Origin of the sequence: Lactococcus formosensis (assembly GCF_037892375.1) — a bacterium.
GTDB classification, from domain to species: domain Bacteria; phylum Bacillota; class Bacilli; order Lactobacillales; family Streptococcaceae; genus Lactococcus; species Lactococcus formosensis.
In genome coordinates, this window is the sequence record NZ_CP141721.1 from 1,116,263 (window position 1) to 1,133,914 (window position 17,652).

The 17,652-nt window shown below is 38.0% G+C and carries 17 protein-coding genes; 9 read left to right on the top strand and 8 right to left on the bottom strand.

Features of this window, described 5'->3' with window-relative positions:
- Positions 1-25 precede the first annotated feature (25 nt).
- Both VNN39_RS05495 and yqeK read left to right on the top strand, forming a co-directional pair.
- Positions 26-2,272: an ATP-dependent Clp protease ATP-binding subunit gene (locus VNN39_RS05495; RefSeq protein WP_338996932.1), complete on the top strand. Its 2,247-nt coding sequence runs from the start codon at positions 26-28 to the stop codon at positions 2,270-2,272.
- 55 nt (positions 2,273-2,327) lie between these two features.
- On the top strand, positions 2,328-2,915 hold the full coding sequence (gene yqeK, locus VNN39_RS05500; protein WP_165713725.1) for a bis(5'-nucleosyl)-tetraphosphatase (symmetrical) YqeK: 588 nt from the start codon (positions 2,328-2,330) through the stop codon (positions 2,913-2,915).
- Positions 2,916-3,287: 372 nt separating this feature from the next.
- Here yqeK and def read toward each other — a convergent pair whose 3' ends face one another.
- Positions 3,288-3,914: a peptide deformylase gene (def, locus tag VNN39_RS05505; protein WP_017370260.1), complete on the bottom strand. Its 627-nt coding sequence runs from the start codon at positions 3,912-3,914 to the stop codon at positions 3,288-3,290.
- 103 nt (positions 3,915-4,017) lie between these two features.
- Between def and VNN39_RS05510 the strand changes: the two genes are divergently transcribed.
- Positions 4,018-4,473 carry an RNA pyrophosphohydrolase gene (locus VNN39_RS05510; protein ID WP_338996935.1) on the top strand — a complete coding sequence of 152 codons (456 nt, stop codon included), beginning with the start codon at positions 4,018-4,020 and terminating at the stop codon, positions 4,471-4,473.
- The gene (gene uvrB / locus VNN39_RS05515) at positions 4,470-6,458 is read left to right on the top strand and encodes an excinuclease ABC subunit UvrB (RefSeq protein WP_338996937.1); all 1,989 of its coding nucleotides are present in this window, start codon (positions 4,470-4,472) and stop codon (positions 6,456-6,458) included. Before VNN39_RS05510 ends, uvrB begins: the two co-directional genes overlap by 4 nt.
- Positions 6,459-6,485: 27 nt before the next feature.
- Here uvrB and fabZ read toward each other — a convergent pair whose 3' ends face one another.
- Both fabZ and VNN39_RS05525 read right to left on the bottom strand, forming a co-directional pair.
- Positions 6,486-6,944 (bottom strand): 3-hydroxyacyl-ACP dehydratase FabZ, encoded by a 459-nt coding sequence (gene fabZ / locus VNN39_RS05520; RefSeq protein ID WP_003134189.1) that lies wholly within the window; start codon positions 6,942-6,944, stop codon positions 6,486-6,488.
- Between the two features lie 276 nt (positions 6,945-7,220).
- On the bottom strand, positions 7,221-7,919 hold the full coding sequence (locus VNN39_RS05525; RefSeq protein WP_213497132.1) for an N-acetylmannosamine-6-phosphate 2-epimerase: 699 nt from the start codon (positions 7,917-7,919) through the stop codon (positions 7,221-7,223).
- A gap of 214 nt (positions 7,920-8,133) precedes the next feature.
- On the opposite strand from VNN39_RS05525, the gene fabI reads away from it, so the two are divergent.
- From fabI to VNN39_RS05545, 4 genes are all read left to right on the top strand, one after another.
- Positions 8,134-8,886 carry an enoyl-ACP reductase FabI gene (fabI, locus tag VNN39_RS05530; protein WP_117517679.1) on the top strand — a complete coding sequence of 251 codons (753 nt, stop codon included), beginning with the start codon at positions 8,134-8,136 and terminating at the stop codon, positions 8,884-8,886.
- Positions 8,887-9,103: 217 nt separating this feature from the next.
- Positions 9,104-9,307, top strand: a complete 204-nt coding sequence (locus tag VNN39_RS05535) for a hypothetical protein (protein ID WP_003134184.1) — start codon at positions 9,104-9,106, stop codon at positions 9,305-9,307.
- A 53-nt stretch (positions 9,308-9,360) separates the two neighbouring features.
- Positions 9,361-10,584, top strand: a complete 1,224-nt coding sequence (locus tag VNN39_RS05540; RefSeq protein WP_017370265.1) for an MFS transporter — start codon at positions 9,361-9,363, stop codon at positions 10,582-10,584.
- 7 nt (positions 10,585-10,591) lie between these two features.
- Positions 10,592-11,248 (top strand): Crp/Fnr family transcriptional regulator, encoded by a 657-nt coding sequence (locus VNN39_RS05545; protein WP_165712815.1) that lies wholly within the window; start codon positions 10,592-10,594, stop codon positions 11,246-11,248.
- A gap of 107 nt (positions 11,249-11,355) precedes the next feature.
- Here the strand turns inward: VNN39_RS05545 and yidC are convergent, their stop codons facing one another.
- The 5 genes from yidC to VNN39_RS05570 form a co-directional block, all read right to left on the bottom strand.
- Positions 11,356-12,309 carry a membrane protein insertase YidC gene (gene yidC / locus VNN39_RS05550; protein ID WP_026063864.1) on the bottom strand — a complete coding sequence of 318 codons (954 nt, stop codon included), beginning with the start codon at positions 12,307-12,309 and terminating at the stop codon, positions 11,356-11,358.
- 207 nt (positions 12,310-12,516) lie between these two features.
- Positions 12,517-14,229 (bottom strand): phospho-sugar mutase, encoded by a 1,713-nt coding sequence (locus VNN39_RS05555; RefSeq protein WP_213497134.1) that lies wholly within the window; start codon positions 14,227-14,229, stop codon positions 12,517-12,519.
- Between the two features lie 158 nt (positions 14,230-14,387).
- Complete coding sequence (locus VNN39_RS05560; RefSeq protein WP_165712788.1) at positions 14,388-14,969, bottom strand: ECF transporter S component; 582 nt, start codon at positions 14,967-14,969, stop codon at positions 14,388-14,390.
- Between the two features lie 3 nt (positions 14,970-14,972).
- Positions 14,973-15,524 (bottom strand): phosphopantothenoylcysteine decarboxylase, encoded by a 552-nt coding sequence (gene coaC / locus VNN39_RS05565; protein ID WP_165713730.1) that lies wholly within the window; start codon positions 15,522-15,524, stop codon positions 14,973-14,975.
- Positions 15,517-16,215, bottom strand: coding sequence for a phosphopantothenate--cysteine ligase (locus tag VNN39_RS05570; protein ID WP_338996942.1), 699 nt, complete (start codon positions 16,213-16,215; stop codon positions 15,517-15,519). The genes coaC and VNN39_RS05570 overlap by 8 nt, the downstream gene beginning before the upstream one ends.
- A 139-nt stretch (positions 16,216-16,354) precedes the next feature.
- Between VNN39_RS05570 and VNN39_RS05575 the strand changes: the two genes are divergently transcribed.
- Positions 16,355-17,644 (top strand): serine dehydratase subunit alpha family protein, encoded by a 1,290-nt coding sequence (locus VNN39_RS05575; protein ID WP_338998096.1) that lies wholly within the window; start codon positions 16,355-16,357, stop codon positions 17,642-17,644.
- The last annotated feature ends 8 nt before the right edge of the window (positions 17,645-17,652 follow it).

The following is a 17,652-nucleotide window of genomic DNA, read 5'->3' on the forward strand; positions in this document are numbered from 1 at the left end:
AGACGTAACCACAAAGGAGGAAGAGATGCTCTGCCAAAATTGTAAAATAAATGAAGCGACAATTCACCTTTATACGAATGTGAATGGACAACGTAAGCAAGTGGATTTATGCCAAAATTGCTATCAAATTATGAAATCAGGAGGTCAAGAAAGCTTGTTTGCTGGGGCGACAAATATTTCTAATAATGATGACCCATTTAATCCATTTCCAGATATTTTCCAAGCCTTACATGGTAATGATCAAGGACGGACAATGACACCTCCAACACAAGCTGGAGGTCGAGGTCCAGGAGGTCCACAAAACCCTCGTGGAAGTCAAGCACCTAAAGGACTTCTTGAAGAATTCGGAGTCAACATTACTGATGCCGCACGCCGTGGAGAAATTGATCCTGTTATTGGGCGAGATTCTGAAATTACACGTGTCATCGAAATTCTGAATCGTCGGACAAAAAATAATCCTGTTCTTATCGGAGAACCAGGTGTTGGTAAAACAGCAGTTGTTGAAGGGTTAGCCCAAAAAATCGTTGATGGTGATGTACCACAAAAATTGCAAAATAAAGAAGTTATACGTCTTGATGTTGTTAGCCTCGTCCAAGGTACTGGTGTACGTGGGCAATTTGAAGAACGTATGCAAAAGCTGATGGAAGAGATTCGTAAACGCGATGATGTTATCCTCTTCATTGATGAAATCCATGAAATTGTTGGTGCTGGTTCAGCAGGTGATGGCAATATGGATGCAGGAAATATTCTAAAACCAGCTTTGGCGCGTGGTGAACTACAACTTGTTGGGGCAACAACACTCAATGAATATAGAATTATCGAAAAAGACGCGGCACTTGAACGTCGGATGCAACCTGTCAAAGTTGATGAACCCTCTGTAGATGAGACCATCACGATTTTACGTGGGATTCAAAAACGCTATGAAGACTATCATCATGTGAAATATTCAGATGAAGCAATCTTAGCTGCGGCGAATCTCTCGAACCGTTATATACAGGACCGTTTCCTTCCCGATAAAGCAATTGACTTACTGGATGAAGCGGGTTCGAAAAAGAATCTTACCCTCAAATTTGTTGATCCAGAGGATATCAAGAAACGTATTGAGCAAGCAGAAGTACAAAAAAATGAAGCAATGCAACGTGAAGATTTTGAGAAAGCAGCCCATTTCCGTGATCAAATCGCTAAGCTTCGGGAGCTTCAAAGTCATGAGATTTCAGATACAGATATGCCAAATATCACAGAAAAAGATATAGAAGCAATCGTTGAAGAAAAAACACATATTCCTGTGGGTGATCTGAAAGAAAAAGAGCAAACACAGCTAATCAATTTGGCTGAGGACTTGAAAGAACACGTTATTGGACAAGATGAAGCGATTGATAAAATTTCTAAAGCTGTGCGTCGTTCACGTGTCGGACTTGGAAAACCTAATCGTCCTATCGGTTCATTCCTCTTTGTTGGACCGACTGGTGTAGGTAAGACTGAACTCGCTAAACAATTAGCTTATGAGCTCTTTGGCTCAAGAGATAGTATGATCCGCTTTGATATGTCGGAATACATGGAAAAACATAGTGTGGCTAAGTTGATTGGTGCGCCTCCAGGATATGTAGGGTACGAGGAAGCAGGTCAGCTGACAGAACGTGTCCGCCGTAACCCGTACAGCTTAATTTTATTGGATGAGATTGAGAAAGCACACCCTGATGTAATGCATATGTTCTTGCAGATTCTTGATGACGGGCGTTTGACAGATGCACAAGGGCGCACAGTTTCCTTCAAAGATGCAATCATCATTATGACCTCAAATGCGGGGACAGGTAAGGTTGAAGCAAGTGTTGGTTTTGGTGCTGCACGTGAAGGTCGTACAAATTCAGTGCTTGGGGAACTCGGTAATTTCTTCAGTCCAGAATTCATGAACCGTTTTGATGCTATCATTGAATTCTCGGCATTGAGCAAAGAAAATTTGCTTAAGATTGTGGATTTAATGTTGGATGAAGTCAATACTCAAATCGCTCAAAATGATATTCATCTTGATGTCACACAGGCCGTTAAAGAAAAACTTGTTGACCTGGGTTATGATCCGAAAATGGGAGCACGCCCATTGCGTCGTACCATCCAAGATAATATCGAGGACGCTATTGCAGATTTTTACATTGAGCATCCTGAGTATAGAGAGTTACTTGCAGACTTGGTTGATGATAAGATTGTTATTGTGAATAAGCCTGAAGAAGTAAAGGACACAGCGGATACATCTGATAATGAAGATGAAGAGAAATAAAAAAAAGATAAGACCAGTTGATGGTCCTATCTTTTTTTGTTAAAGTAAGGTAAATATGAAAAATACAAATCAACTTAAACAAGAGATAAAAACTTTTTTATTAGAAAAGGAATGTTATGCAACATATAATCATTGCATAACTGTTGGTGACTATGCTGAAGAAATAGGGCATGAATTTCTAAATGAAGCAGAAAGAGAGCAAGTAAGAATAGCAGGATACTTACATGATATTTCTGCTATTTATCCCAATAATGAAAGAATTTTTGTAGCAGAAGATATGAAGATAGAGCTTTTTAAGGAAGAAAGACAATTTCCTATGATTATTCATCAAAAAATATCAAGGATAATGGCTCAAAGAGAATTTGGTATCCAAGACGAAAAAATTCTTTCAGCAATTTCTTGCCATACTACCTTGAAGAAAAAATTTTCAAAGGTTGATTTAGTTTTATTTGTGGCTGACAAAATAAGATGGGATCAAGAAGGACAGCCTCCTTATCTAAAGGAAATCACTCAGGCGCTAAATTATTCTTTTGAAGCAGCAGCCTTTGCTTATATTGATTATATTTTGAAACACGATATAAAAGTTATTCATCCTTGGCTTTTAGAAGCTTATGAATTTTTAAATCTGAGAAGAATTGGTTAATGAAAAAACTTTATCTTTGGTGCATATTCCTTATATTTTTCGTGCTAATAAATAACTAAAAATACTTTTAGGGGGAGTACTCATACTCTGGAAAATTCTAAACGAAGAAGACATGGCTCGGAAATATGATCAAGAAACGTCTTCAAAATACACAGCCTTTAATCAAGTCAATAATTATTTTATTGGAGCAATTAGTGGATTTGTGATAATAATCGCTCTCCCCTCATATATTTTCCTTTTTTACCCCGTTTACCTTATAATAACAATTATCCTTAATGTTCAAGACTATAGGATAAGAAAAAGGAAGCTTGAAAAATTATTAAAATAAAAAAGAATAAGCTTTTTAGGCTTATTCTTTTTTATTGGGGGAAATTATTGGACAATCAGAAGTCCATCTTTGACAGCCCAAGGTTCTTTTTCATTGATGTGATCGTAGAACATTATACCATTTGTATGGTCGATCTCATGTTGGACACACATGGAAGGGAAATCTTTCAGACGAATCTTGTGTTTCTCACCATTTTTGTCATAGTATTCTACAGTTACACGCGCGTGACGGATAACCAGACCAGGGACTTCACGATCGACAGAAAGACAACCTTCACCAGACTCGATAGCTGCATCTTGAACAGAGTGACTAACAATTTTAGCATTATACATGATTTCTGCTAACTTATAAGCTTCTTTTGGCGCTACTTCATTGCCATTTTCATCTACTTCAGGATCGTTAGGAATAAGGACAGCGATAATCTTTTTAGCAATATCGAGCTGATTGGCTGCTAAACCAACACCTGGACGGAGCTGCATTTTTTCAGCCATTGCTGGGTTTTGTGAATTACGGAGAAATTCCATCATTTTTTCACCTAGAATGATATCTTCATCAGACAAGGGTAAGCTCACTTCATCAGCAACAGTACGTAGCGTTTCGTTTCCTTCACGGACAATATCGTCCATGCTAATCATATGACTTGCTTTGATTAATTTTTCTTGTACAGACATTTTTTACTTCCTTGATATATTATTACTATTAGTTAATTATATCATAAATTTTCAGTCAAAAATGTTAAAATTGATTAAAGAGAAGGTTTATAAGGGGGCAGAAATGAAAACTTATAGAAAAAATACAGCAGCAATCATTTTGAATGCAGAAAATGAAATTTTACTCTTTCAACGTGCAGACTTGCCACAAATTTGGGGCTTCCCACAAGGAGGAATTGAGACAGGTGAAGCTCCCGAACAAGCCGTAGTGAGAGAACTTGAAGAGGAGATTGGTACGCAAGATTTTGAAATTATTGGAAAATATCCAGAACTTTTACGTTATGATTTTCCAGAAGGTATGACTTTTCCTGATTGGAGCTACGATGGACAAGAGCAACAGCATTTTCTTATCCGACTTTATCCCGAGGCTTCCATAAATGTAAAAACTGGTCATCATGAGTTTATCAGCTATAAGGCTGTGCCTTTTGCAGATATTGATTTTAATACATTTAGTTTCAAAGCCGATGTATACCGAAAGGCCCTCACTTATTTTAAAAAAGAATTTAAGGAAATAAAATGATAGAACGTATAACAGATAATAAATTTGATCTGGTCAGCAAGTATGAGCCAGCTGGAGATCAAGGACAAGCGATTGAGACTCTTGTAGAAAATATTGAAAATGGTGAGAAAGCGCAAATTTTACGAGGGGCTACTGGTACAGGTAAAACATACACCATGAGTCAAGTTATTGCGCGGACAAATAAACCTACTTTAGTTATGGCGCATAATAAGACACTCGCGGGTCAGCTTTACAGTGAGTTTAAAGAATTTTTCCCGAATAATGCTGTCGAATATTTTGTCAGCTACTATGATTATTACCAACCTGAAGCTTATGTGCCTTCTTCAGATACTTATATAGAAAAAGACAGTTCCGTCAATGATGAGATTGATAAATTACGTCATAGTGCAACAAGTTCCCTTTTAGAGCGCAATGATGTTATCGTCGTTGCTTCTGTTTCCTGTATTTATGGTTTGGGTTCTCCTAAGGAATATCAAGATAGCGTCGTCAGCTTACGTCCTGGACTGGAGATCTCTCGTGATAAATTACTCAATGATTTAGTGGGCATTCAGTTTGAACGTAATGATATTGATTTTCAACGTGGTCGTTTTCGTGTGCGTGGAGATGTTGTGGAAGTCTTCCCTGCCTCTCGAGATGAACATGCTTTTCGTGTTGAGTTTTTTGGCGACGAAATTGACCGCATCCGAGAAATAGAAGCCCTGACAGGACAAGTTTTAGGCGAAGTAGACCATCTTGCTATATTCCCAGCTACTCACTTTATGACTAATGATGACCGTATGGAAGAGTCCATTGCCAAGATTGAAGCAGAACTTCAACAGCAATTAAAAGTCTTCCGCAGTGAAGGAAAACTCCTTGAAGCACAGAGATTGGAACAAAGAACCAACTACGATATTGAAATGCTACGTGAGATGGGCTACTGCAATGGTGTCGAAAACTATTCCCGTCATATGGATGGTCGTACTGAAGGAGAACCACCTTTTACCTTACTTGATTTCTTTCCCGATGATTTCATGATTATGATTGATGAAAGTCACATGACGATGGGACAAGTTAAGGGGATGTATAATGGTAACCGGGCGCGTAAAGATATGTTAGTCAACTATGGTTTCCGCTTGCCCTCAGCCTTGGATAACCGTCCGCTTCGTCGTGAAGAATTTGAAAGCCATGTACATCAAATTGTTTATGTTTCTGCCACACCTGGTGACTATGAAATGGAGCAAACAGAGACGATTGTCGAGCAAATTATCCGTCCTACAGGTCTCCTTGATCCTATCGTGGAGGTCCGACCAATGATGGGGCAAATTGATGATTTATTAGGAGAAATCAATGCGCGTGTTGAAAAGGATGAACGTGTTTTTGTAACCACCTTGACCAAAAAGATGGCTGAAGATTTAACGTCTTATTTCAAAGAAATGGGTGTAAAAGTCAAGTACATGCACAGTGATATCAAAACTTTGGAGCGGACAGAAATTATTCGTGACTTGAGATTGGGTGTTTTTGATGTGTTAGTCGGTATTAATCTTTTACGTGAGGGAATTGATGTTCCAGAAGTTTCTCTAGTTGCTATTTTGGATGCGGATAAAGAGGGCTTCTTACGTAATGAACGTGGCTTGATTCAAACTATCGGACGTGCCGCACGGAATTCAAATGGACGTGTCATCATGTATGGGGATAATATTACTCAGTCTATGCAACGGGCAATGGATGAAACGAGTCGTCGTCGTGAAATTCAAATGGCTTACAATGAAAAACATGGGATTGTGCCACAAACCATTAAGAAAGAAATTCGTGATCTGATTTCAATTACAAAACGTACCGAAAGTGGAGAAGTTGAAGAAGTTTCAGCTGAAGCTATGACGAAAAAAGAACGTAAAGCATTACTTAAAAAGCTGGAGAAAGAGATGGCCGAAGCTGCTGGAGCGCTTGACTTTGAATCAGCTGCGCAGTTACGAGATATGATTTTGGAAATTAAGGCTTTAGATTAATAAAAAAAAGAGCACCTGCTCTTTTTTTTATTTTTCTTGCTCAGCAGCTTCATCCACGATGAAGGTAAATTCACAGGTTGTTACTTTCTTGCCATCAACATATGCAGCAGCATCGGCTTTACCTACTTTTCCACGGAATTTAGTAATTTCAAATTCGAGCTTCATTACATCACCTGGAACAACTTTTTGGCGGAATTTAGCTTTGTCGATGCCGCCAATATATGCCATTTTCCCTTGGAATTCTTCTTTTTTAAGAATCAAGATAGAACCAGCTTGTGCTAAACTTTCCAAAATCAAAACACCAGGGAAAGTTGGATTACCTGGAAAATGCCCGTTAAAAACTTCTTCATTAATTGTGACATTTTTTGTTGCAAGAATCTTATTTTCTGAGATTTCGTCAACATAATCGATAAACATAATAGGATAGCGATTAGGAATAACTTCCATAACTTCTGTCGCTGTCATAGCATACTTTGAATTTGTCATTTTAATAGTACCTCATATTTTATTTGTACTATCTTATTATATCACTATTTTTATTGTTTTATGTATAAAAACATTAAAAGGCTATTTGAGTTGCTGCTGTAGACCCTTGGTATCTTCGAAGGGGACGTGCATAGAGCCAAGTATATCCAATTTTTAGAATGTTAAACTTAGACGATTGTTACTAGAAAAATTGAAGCCACTAGTGCTATACTATTTGAGTAAAGATTACTTTAACATAAGCTCTATCTCTCAGTCGCCTTTGGATTGAGAGATTTTTTATTCAGCTTGCTTTATAGCAGTGATAAAACGGGCGGTAATCTCATGAGGACGTGTAATTGCGCCACCAACAACCTGAGCTAGCACTCCAAGTTCCTGAATTTTTTTAGCCTGTTCGGGGATGTGAATACCGCCTTCAGCAATCACCGGAATATTGCTGGCCAAGAGTGACTGAATAAGATCAATGTCTGGTTGTGGCCGCTCTTTTGTTTCCTCAGTATAACCAGAAAGTGTGGTTCCGACAAAGTCACAACCTGCTTCATAGGCCGCTTTTCCAGCAGCAAAAGTATCAATATCCGCCATGAGCAATTGATGTGGATATTTTTCCTTCACTTGATGAATAAACTCTGGCATACTCAACCCATCATGACGTTCACGCAGTGTACAATCTAAGGCAATTACGGCGATATTAAGGCTAGCTAACTCATCAACTTCTTGCATAGTTGCAGTAATATAGGGCTCTTGTGGAGGATAATCACGTTTGATGAGACCAATAATAGGCACATCAACAACCTCTTTAATTTCTTCAATATCCCGTACAGAGTTCGCACGAATTCCTACAGCGCCAGCATTTTGAACACCTAAAGCGATAAGGGGCATAATCCCACCGTCGATACTATAAAGCGGTTCTCCTGGCAATGCTTGACAGGAAACGATCAGTCCACCGCGGACTTTTTCAATAAATTCTTGTTTGTTCATAAACCCTCTCTTTCATTCTTAATTTTATTGTATCATCAAATTTAGTATTTTTAAAACGTTTTCTTTTAGGCTGAAGAGGGAAACTTGACAATTAAAGGCTTTTACATTACAATGTTTTATGTAGTAAGTATTTTTATATACTAAACTATTTACTTATATTTTTTAACTTATATTTTCTGAAATATATTTTTTTATTTTAAGGGGACTTATTTATATGTTTTTAGAAGGAAAAAAAATCGTCATTATGGGTGTAGCTAACAACAAGTCTATCGCTTGGGGGTGTGCTAAAGCTATGAAAGATCAAGGAGCTACCTTGATTTACACTTATCAAAATGAACGTATGGAAAAACAGCTTGCGAAGCTTGCTGGGCCAGAAGATCTACTTATTGAGTGTGATGTTGTATCGGATGAATCTATTCGTCGCGCGTTTTCAACGATTGAAAGTCGCGTCGGTAAAATAGATGGTTTAGTACATGCCATTGCTTATTCTAAAAAAGAAGAACTTGATGGTAATGTATCTGATATCTCACGTGATGGCTATGCTCTTGCACAAGATATCTCAGCCTACTCATTGCTTGCTGTAGCAAAAGCTGCAAAACCTTTATTCAATGAAGGCTCTGGTATTGTTACCTTGAGCTATATGGGCTCTGTTCGTGCAATTCCTAACTACAATGTAATGGGAATTGCTAAAGCAGCTCTAGAAGCAACTGTACGTTACTTGGCAGCAGAAATGGCACACGTTGGTGTTCATGTTAATGCTATTTCAGCGGGTGCTATCAAAACGCTTGCCGTATCTGGTGTGGCCGGCTACAAAGATTTGATTAAAGAATCAAATAGCCGTACAGCTGACGGTAAGGGAGTAACGATCGAAGAAGTTGGACAAACCGCTGCCTTCCTCGTTAGTCCATTAGCTACAGGGGTCATTGGAGATGTGGTTTATGTGGATAAAGGTGTTCACTTGACATAAGCAAAAACAGAGAAATACTTGATAGGGTTTTGGCCTTATCAAGTATTTTTTTATTTTTATAAACAAGAGTTGTTAACATATGTTGTTCATATTTTGCAGTATAAATTGTTGTAGCGATGTTACGTTTTTTCTTATATTATATTTCTTGTACATAAAATGTCGAAATAGAAGTGGCCACTAAATTTTTGACGAGAATAAAGAAAAGGAAAATTTAACAATGAAATTTGAATTTAAAAGTTTGTCTACATATGAAGAAGATGCGACACCTAACTTTATGGGCGGAGTAAACTACCATAGTTTAATCGAAGAATTTGACTCTATGGCAGAGGCTGTAAAATATGTGACTGATCATCACGGGTATTTGATTACAGATAATGGGAAATTTGCTTTTGAAGTGAGAAACATCTCTCTTATCAAATAACCAATAAAAAGTATCTAGAGAAGATACATATCAGTCGAGGAATAGAAAAAATCATGAAAAAAGAAAGTCTTTTTACAGCTACTTTCATTATTAATACACTTATTAGCTTTTTATTTTATATTGTTTTTTACGTTTTAACGTCATCTATAGGGACGTATGCGATGGAAGAACTCCATCAGTCTACAGTAGTGAGCTTATCATTATCAAGTATCTTTGTTATCGGGGCGCTCATTGGGCGTGTATGGACCGGTATCGTTGTAACACGGATAGGGATGAAAAAGCTTCTTTACGTAGGTGGAATTATCTTTTTAGTTTTAACTTTAGGTTATTATGCAACAACTAATATCCCGTTGCTCTTCATTATACGTGTGATTCAAGGTATGGGATTTGGGATTGGCGCGACAGCCTCAGGAACGATTGCGGGACATATTGTTCCTGCTTCAAGACGAGGAGAAGGAATAGGCTACTATGCCTTGTCCGTTACGCTGGCTGCAGCTGTCGGACCTGCTTTGAGTATTTCTATTTATTCTTCTTCCTTAGGTTTTAATGGGCTTCTTGCTTTAGCACTTATCTTGCTTATTTTAACTTTTGTTTTGATATTCTTTGTCCATGTGAAAGAATTATCCGAAGAAGAAGTACAGGAAGCTTTGCTTCACAGTCCAAAAGGTTTAGATAAATATATCGAAAAATCAGCATTACCAATCTCTTTCGTTGCCTTTTTGGCAGGATTTATTGACTCCGCTATTTTAACAGGAATGGGGCCATTCACATCCTTCTTACATATTTCGACTGCAGGTTCATTGTTCTTCACCTTGTACGCTATCTTGATTTTCTTATCACGCCCATTGACAGGACGTATGTTTGATACTAAAGGAGATAACTGGGTTTTCCATCCTGTCTTTATTTTCTTTGCAATTTCAATGCTTTTCGTTGGTTTGGCAGGCTTTATGAGTCCAGGTGCTGGCTTTATTATGTTGCTTATTGCTGGAGGAACTTTTGGTCTAGGATATGGGGGAGTTGCACCTTTTGGTCAAGCTATTGCGATTCGCGAAGCACGTAAAGATCGTATTGGTGTTGCAACTTCAACTTTCTTTGGTTTTTTAGATTTGGGCGTTGGTGGTGGTCCGATTATTTTAGGAGCTATTATTCCAATGCTTGGAAAAGATATGGTTGGATTCCGTAACTTGTATCTTTACAGTGCACCAGCGGTTGTTATTGTATGGATTATCTATTATCTTGTGCATGGGAAAAAGCAACAACAAACAAATGTTGCTTAAAAATGGTATGAATGACATAGAATATGTAGTACAGCTTTTAGAAGAAAAAAATGTGAGTGTAGTCAGTCGTAAGAAACATAGTTATATCATGTATCAGGGGATTGAATCAGAGTATCTTTATGTTCTTAAAGAGGGTGTAGTTAAACTGAGCAGTATTTTGCGAAATGGTCGTGAGTTTAATATCACTTATGTTTGTGAACCGGATTTCGTTTCACTATTGGAAGAAGAACAATTAGATGGTGTCTCGGCTCTCTTTAATGTCCGAATAGAATCGGATGAGGCGACTTTTTATCGTGTTCCACGTAAAGTTTTTTGGGAATGGATTGATAAAGATATCAAGTTGTTCCGTATTGTTGATAATTTTTATCGTAAAAGATTAGTCATGATCTTAGAAGCCTTGCAAAAAATGACTGTAAATGGTAAAAAGGGCGCTGTATGCGCGTGCTTATATAATTTTATTGACTGCTTTGGAAAACAAAAAGCGGAGGGGATATTAATTGATTTCCCCGTAACTAACGAAGACATAGCAGGATTTTGCGGAATTTCAACGCGAACCAGTGTCAACAGGATACTTCGTGAACTCCGGGAAGAAAATATTATTGATATTGTTCATCATAAGATTATGATTTGTGATCAATACAGCTTACAAAACTACATCAGCTAGAGTGAACAACATAGCTCAAAACCTCCAGTAGCTTAAGATTCTGGAGGTTTTTTTGACTTAATAGACTTAATAAAAGAAGCAATTTTAAATTGCTTCTTTATATTGTATTATTTACGTTTTTGTTTACCAGCATTACGCCCATTATCGTTCTTTTTACGTGGTGCATCCAAATCTTTCAAACCTTGTTGCGTTGCAGACTTAGGAGTGACATCTTTTGGTAGATCAGCCATCTTTGGAGGATTATTTTTGAATTCTTCGTCAATTTTCTTACGCATACGTGGTTTCATAATGTAAGTAATGATAATCTGTTGGATAACCATTACGATACCACCAACGGCCCAATAAAGAGCGACACCAGCAGGTGACATGAAACTGAAAACAATAATCATCACAGGACTCATGATGAGCATGGTCATGCCTGTTTTCTTTTGTTCAGGCGTCATACTTTTAGTTGAAATCCAAGTTTGTAGGAAGTAGAAGATACCCGCAATCAGAGTGATAACAATACTTGAGCGTCCAAGGTCAATTCCGAAGAAAGTTGCTGTTGAAATACCAGGAGTATAGGCTGCGGCATTATAGAGGGCAATGAAGAATGGCCATTGGATAAGTAAGGGAAGACAACCCAATGAAGATAACATATTGATTCCATTATCTTTTTGTGCTTTCATCAAAGCTTGTTGGGCAGCCATACGTTCCTCAGGAGTCGTCGCAGCTTTCAATCTCGCATTAAGGGGTTCAAACACAGGGGCCAAATAAGCTGTCTTTTCTTGCATATAAGTTGACTTATAGGCTTGGTTGAGTCCCAATGGAAGGATAAGGAAACGGATAATCAATGTAACTAAGACGATTCCCCAACCATAACCGAGATTCATGTTATTGGCAAATACGTCGACAAAGGCTGACATTGGTTTAACAAGGATTTGGTAAGTCATACCATGTGTTGCAGCTTCGGTAGGAACACGCACGCCATCAACAATATGGGTTTGGACACAGCCAGAGAGCAAGAGCAAACCAGCACTTGCTACACCCAAGAGGGACAATTTTTTGTTCAAATTTTTCAAAATAAATTCGCTTTCTATAAATAAACGGTCTGTTACCATTTTACAGGAAATTGCTTTATTTTTCAATAGGTCTATAGTCTGAAATCAGCTATTTTAAAGCTTTGCGATAGCTTCTTTTTCTTGTTTGAAGAGTAAAAAAGATTGAGTTTTTTATTATGTTGGTGGAAAATAAAAAAGCTGCCTGCGACAGACAGCTTTTAGGATAATTTATCCGATAAATGTTGTAATCTCTTTTTCAAAATGATCAATCTTACTTTGTGCTTGTTCTTCTGTATCTGCTACAGCAGCCATATAGAATTTTATCTTTGGCTCTGTACCTGAAGGACGAACAGCAATCCAGCTACCATCTTCTAAATGATATTTTAAAACATCAGAAGGAGGAGTTGTTAATTTTTCAACTTTGCCACTGTGTGATGTTGCAGTAAGTTCTTTGAAATCTTCAGTCAAAAGAATTTCAAGACCGTCAAATTTTTCTGGTGCATTGTCACGGAATTTACCCATGATTTCAGCGATTTGTTCTTTCCCAGTGCTTCCTTCAAGCGTAACTGAAAGTGTTTTTTCAACAAAGTAGCCATATTCAGCATAGATATCTTGAATACCATCATACAGAGTTTTACCTAAAGAACGGTAGTAAGCTGCAACTTCGCAGATGAGGAGCATCGCTTGAATAGCATCTTTATCACGGACGAATGGCTTGATGAGATAGCCAAAGCTTTCCTCAAAACCAAACATGTAAGTGTGTTCACCTGTAGTTTCCCAAGCATGAATTTTTTCACCAATGAATTTGAAACCAGTAAGTACATTGAACATTTCGACATTGTAGCTTTCAGCAATGTGGCTGACTAGCTCAGTAGAAACGATAGACTTAGCCATAGCTGCATTCGTAGGTAAAGTGCCAGCAGTTTTGTGTGCTTCAAGGATATATTTAGCTAAAACGGCACCGATTTGGTTACCTGTCAAAGGTTGGTAACTTCCATCAGGTAAGCGGACTTCAACACCGATGCGATCGGCATCAGGGTCAGTCGCAACAAGCATATCTGCACCAACTTTACGGCCAAGTTCTTCAGACATAGCAAAGGCTGCTTGACTTTCAGGGTTTGGTGATTTTACAGTTGAAAAGTCTGGATCGGGGATAGCTTGCTCTTCTACAACAGCAATTTTTTCAAAACCAGCTGTGGCAAGCGCACGACGTCCAAGCATTTCTCCTGTCCCGTGGAGTGGTGTGTAAACGATGTTAAGGTCACGACCATATTTGTTAATTAATTCATGATTGATGGTTACAGTCTCGATATTTTTAAGATATTTTGCATCAATATCTTCACCAATAACTGTAATCATACCCTCGGCAATATATTTTTCCGTATCACCTAAAGTGATAGAGAAAATGTCATCAATTTGACGAATATATTCAGTCAAGGCTGCAGCATCTTCAGGTGGCATTTGTCCGCCGTCTTCACCGTAAACTTTATAGCCGTTGTAAGGCGCAGGGTTATGGCTGGCTGTGATCATAACACCTGTAAGAGTTTTCAGCTCACGAATTGTAAAGCTTAATGCAGGAGTAGGACGGAGACTGTCATAGACATAGCTTGGAATCCCATGGTCTGCTAGGATTGTTGCCGTTTCCATAGCAAACTCTTTAGAAAAGTGACGGCTGTCATAAGCAATAGCTACACCACGTTTTTTAGCTTCGCCTTTGCTGTCCATTAAACGTGCAAGACCTTCAGTTGTTAAACGTACGGTATAAATATTCATACGATTTGTTCCTGCACCTAAAAGGCCACGTTGACCAGCTGTACCAAACTCAAGATATGTATAGAAAGCATCTTCCTTTGTTTTTTCATCCATTTCAAGAAGTTCTTTATGCAAGTCGGGTGTTAAGTCAGCATTTAGCCATTGTTCATAAATTTCATTGTATGACATTGTTATCCTCCAAAGCCTTTATTTTAAAGGCTTCAATCAGTTATTGTTAATTTAAAATCCTAATCAAAAATGAATTCGGTTTCAGATGTATTATATCATTTTTCATTTTTATTTTCCAAAAAATAAAAAAACAGACATGACTTGGTCTGCTTTGTGATTTATCTTGATTTTTCTAATGACGGAACAATCGCTGCTGTTAAAATGATAGCGATAATGACTTCTGCAATGGAATTACTTGTTATGATCAGCTGTATCAGGCCTGCGAAAGTCATCCCTGTGTATTGACCAAAAAATAAAGTAATGAAACTTAAGACAAGGACTGTATTAGTAGCTGTACCGACAAAAGCAGCAATACCTGCCCCCGTACGATTTTGCATGGCTTTATAAATAAAATAAGGAAATACACCAATGAGGATTCGCGGAACGATAGCAACCACTAAAGCCCAGAGCGAACCATGATTCGTACCCGGGATAGGTTGAAGTGGACTAAATACATAACTTAAAGGTGTAGTAAGGATTGTGGAGTTAATAACGCTAATGATCCCCATTACGAGTCCTAAGAAAGCACCTTTACGTGCACCTAAGATAATTGAACCTATGATTACGGGTATATGCAAGAGCGTAGGTACAATGGGTAATGGCCACACGCTATAGACGATTTGACTCAAAACTTGCACGACAACCATGATAGCAATAAAAATTGCGAGGATGGCAATATCAGATGCTTTTGATTTTTTCATGTTTTAAATTTCCTTAATTTTAGTAGCTTGATCTAGCGTATCAACAATGATGTCAATATCTGCGAGTGCGCCTTCACCAAAGTCTCCACAAGCTAAGAGAGATTGTTTGGGTTGTATAACATTGTATCCTATTGATTTTAAAATATCAATATTTTTCCTTGTTAAAGGATTGGTGTACATATTGGTATTCATGGCAGGAGCGATGTATTTGGTCTTGCTGGGATGAAGCGCAAGGGCTACAGATGTTACAATATCAGAAGCAGCACCATGAGAAAGGCGACTTATAGTATCAGCTGTAGCAGGCGCAACAACAAAAATATCAGTGTGTTTTGCAATATCGATATGGTTAACAACATCGGGATGTTCTTCATCCATAATATCAATGTGTACTTTATTTTTAGATAAAACTTGCAAAGTCAAAGGCGTAATAAATTGTGTAGCTGCTTTTGTCATTAAAACGGTAACATTGTGGTTCTTTTTATTGAGCATTGAGATGATATCTGCAGCTTTGTAGGCTGCAATACTGCCAGTAACAGCGAGAGTTATATTAGCCATGATGTACCTCCTCGGATTTTTTAACAATTTCTTGGGCAATTTGTGGTTTAGTTCTAAGCCGAGTAATATCTGCAGAATCACTCACTAAGAAGGCCAGATGATTTTCTCCCTGGATATTAGTCAGATCATTTGCAATGATAAAATCAGCAGAAACTTCTTTTCGTTTGCTTTGCGCAACCTCCAGCAGGTGTTCCTCACTAACACCAGAAAGGAGTTTAAAGCCAAAAAGCAGAACCTCAGGCTTCCATTTTTTGATAAATGAAATAACTTTTGGTGTTTTTTCCAAGAGCATCATTTGGTACTCAGATTTTGAGGATATTTTTTTCTGTACTTTAGGGCGAAAGTGAATGAGCTGTTCTTTTGAAAGCGGCTGTGGTAAGTCATCTAATCCAGTCATATAAACAGGACGATAATCAGACACTGCCATACTGTGTACAACAACATCCACTGATGGAAGGAATTTCTCTACATTGTCGAGTAAATCTTGCGTATCCCCAATTGGAATAATAGTTAAATTTTCTTGCTCTACTGGCAGTTGTGCGAAACGTCCAGCTAATAAAATAACATGATGTCCATGTGTCAAAAATTCTTCAGCAGTTAATTTTCCTAAACTACCTGTAGCGAAATTAGTAATGCCACGGACGGTATCAATGGACTCAGTGGTACCACCTGCTGTAATTAATATCTTCATGGCTTTATTTTAACCTAAGTTTTTTCGCAATGCAAGAAGAGTATACCCCAAGAGGTAATAAACTAAAGAAAGCGATTGCAATAATTAAAGATATGAACTATAATTTAAAATGAAAAAGTCAAAAAGAAAAGAGAGCAATATGCTGACAGAAGAAATTAGAAATAGTTTTTTACAAGTTTTAGAAGAAGGCGTTAAGCCCGCTACAGGTTGTACAGAACCTGTAGCTGTTGCATATGCTGCTGCAGTATGCCGCAAGTATTTAGGTAATTCTAGTGTTGATCGGATAGACATACGAGTATCGGCTAATGTGATGAAAAATGCCTTAGCTGTGATTGTTCCAGGAACGGGAGAATCTGGAGTAGAAGTAGCTGCAGCTGCAGGTGCCCTAGGAGGAAATGCTGCAGCTGGCTTGAAGGTAATTTCTGAACTATCACCAGATAGAGTTCCAGAAATTATTAGCCTTGCTCGGTCAAACCAAGTGAAAGCTGAGGTTGCTTCTGTAGCAGATAAATTGTACGTTGAAGTTAGCATAGCTTCAGGATGTGAAACAGTTACAGTTAAAATTGCAGGGGGGCACACTTCCATTTACTGGATACAAAAAAATAAAGAAGTGATTTTCAAAAAAGAAAAACTTCAATCTAATGAAGAAGCAAGTAGTGTTGAATTTTTAAAAAAACGTAGCTTTATAGAAATCTGGGATTTTGCTACAAGCCAAAACTTGGAAAATATTTTTCCTCTAATCAAAGCACAAGAATTAAATATGGCTTTGGCTTCAGAAGGTTTGAGCTATGATTATGGGATGAAGATAGGTAAAACTTTACTCAACCACAGAAGCCTTTCAGAACTCAGTCTTGAGGAACAGATAGTCATTTGTACGGCCGCAGCTTCTGATGCACGGATGGGAGGGTGCCAGCGTGCGGCAATGACAAATTCTGGTTCAGGAAATCAAGGCATTACAGCTACAGTTCCTATTTGTGTCTTTGCACAAAATAGGAGTGTGAGTGAAGAAAAACTTATTAGGGCATTAACTCTTTCACATCTTACAGCTCTTTATATTCATGCTTTTTTACCTTTACTTTCTGCTTATTGTGCTACAGATTCAGCAGCGATGGGAGCCGCGGCTGGTTTGATTTACCTCGAATCAGAGGATAAAATAAAGGCTGAGAAGGCAATTAAGAATATGATTGGTGATGCAGTAGGGATGATTTGTGACGGGGCCGGTTTTTCTTGTGCGATAAAGGTAGTAAGTTCTGTATCTTCGATGTATCGAGCAGTACAGCTTGCTCAGGCAGATATAGTTATTCCGGCAACGAATGGAATTGTTTCTGAAGACGTGGATAACTGTATTCGAGATTTAGGACTTTATGTTTCTAGCGGAATGAAGAATTCTGATCCTATTATATTAGATATTATGATGAACAAGAAATAAAAAGTAAC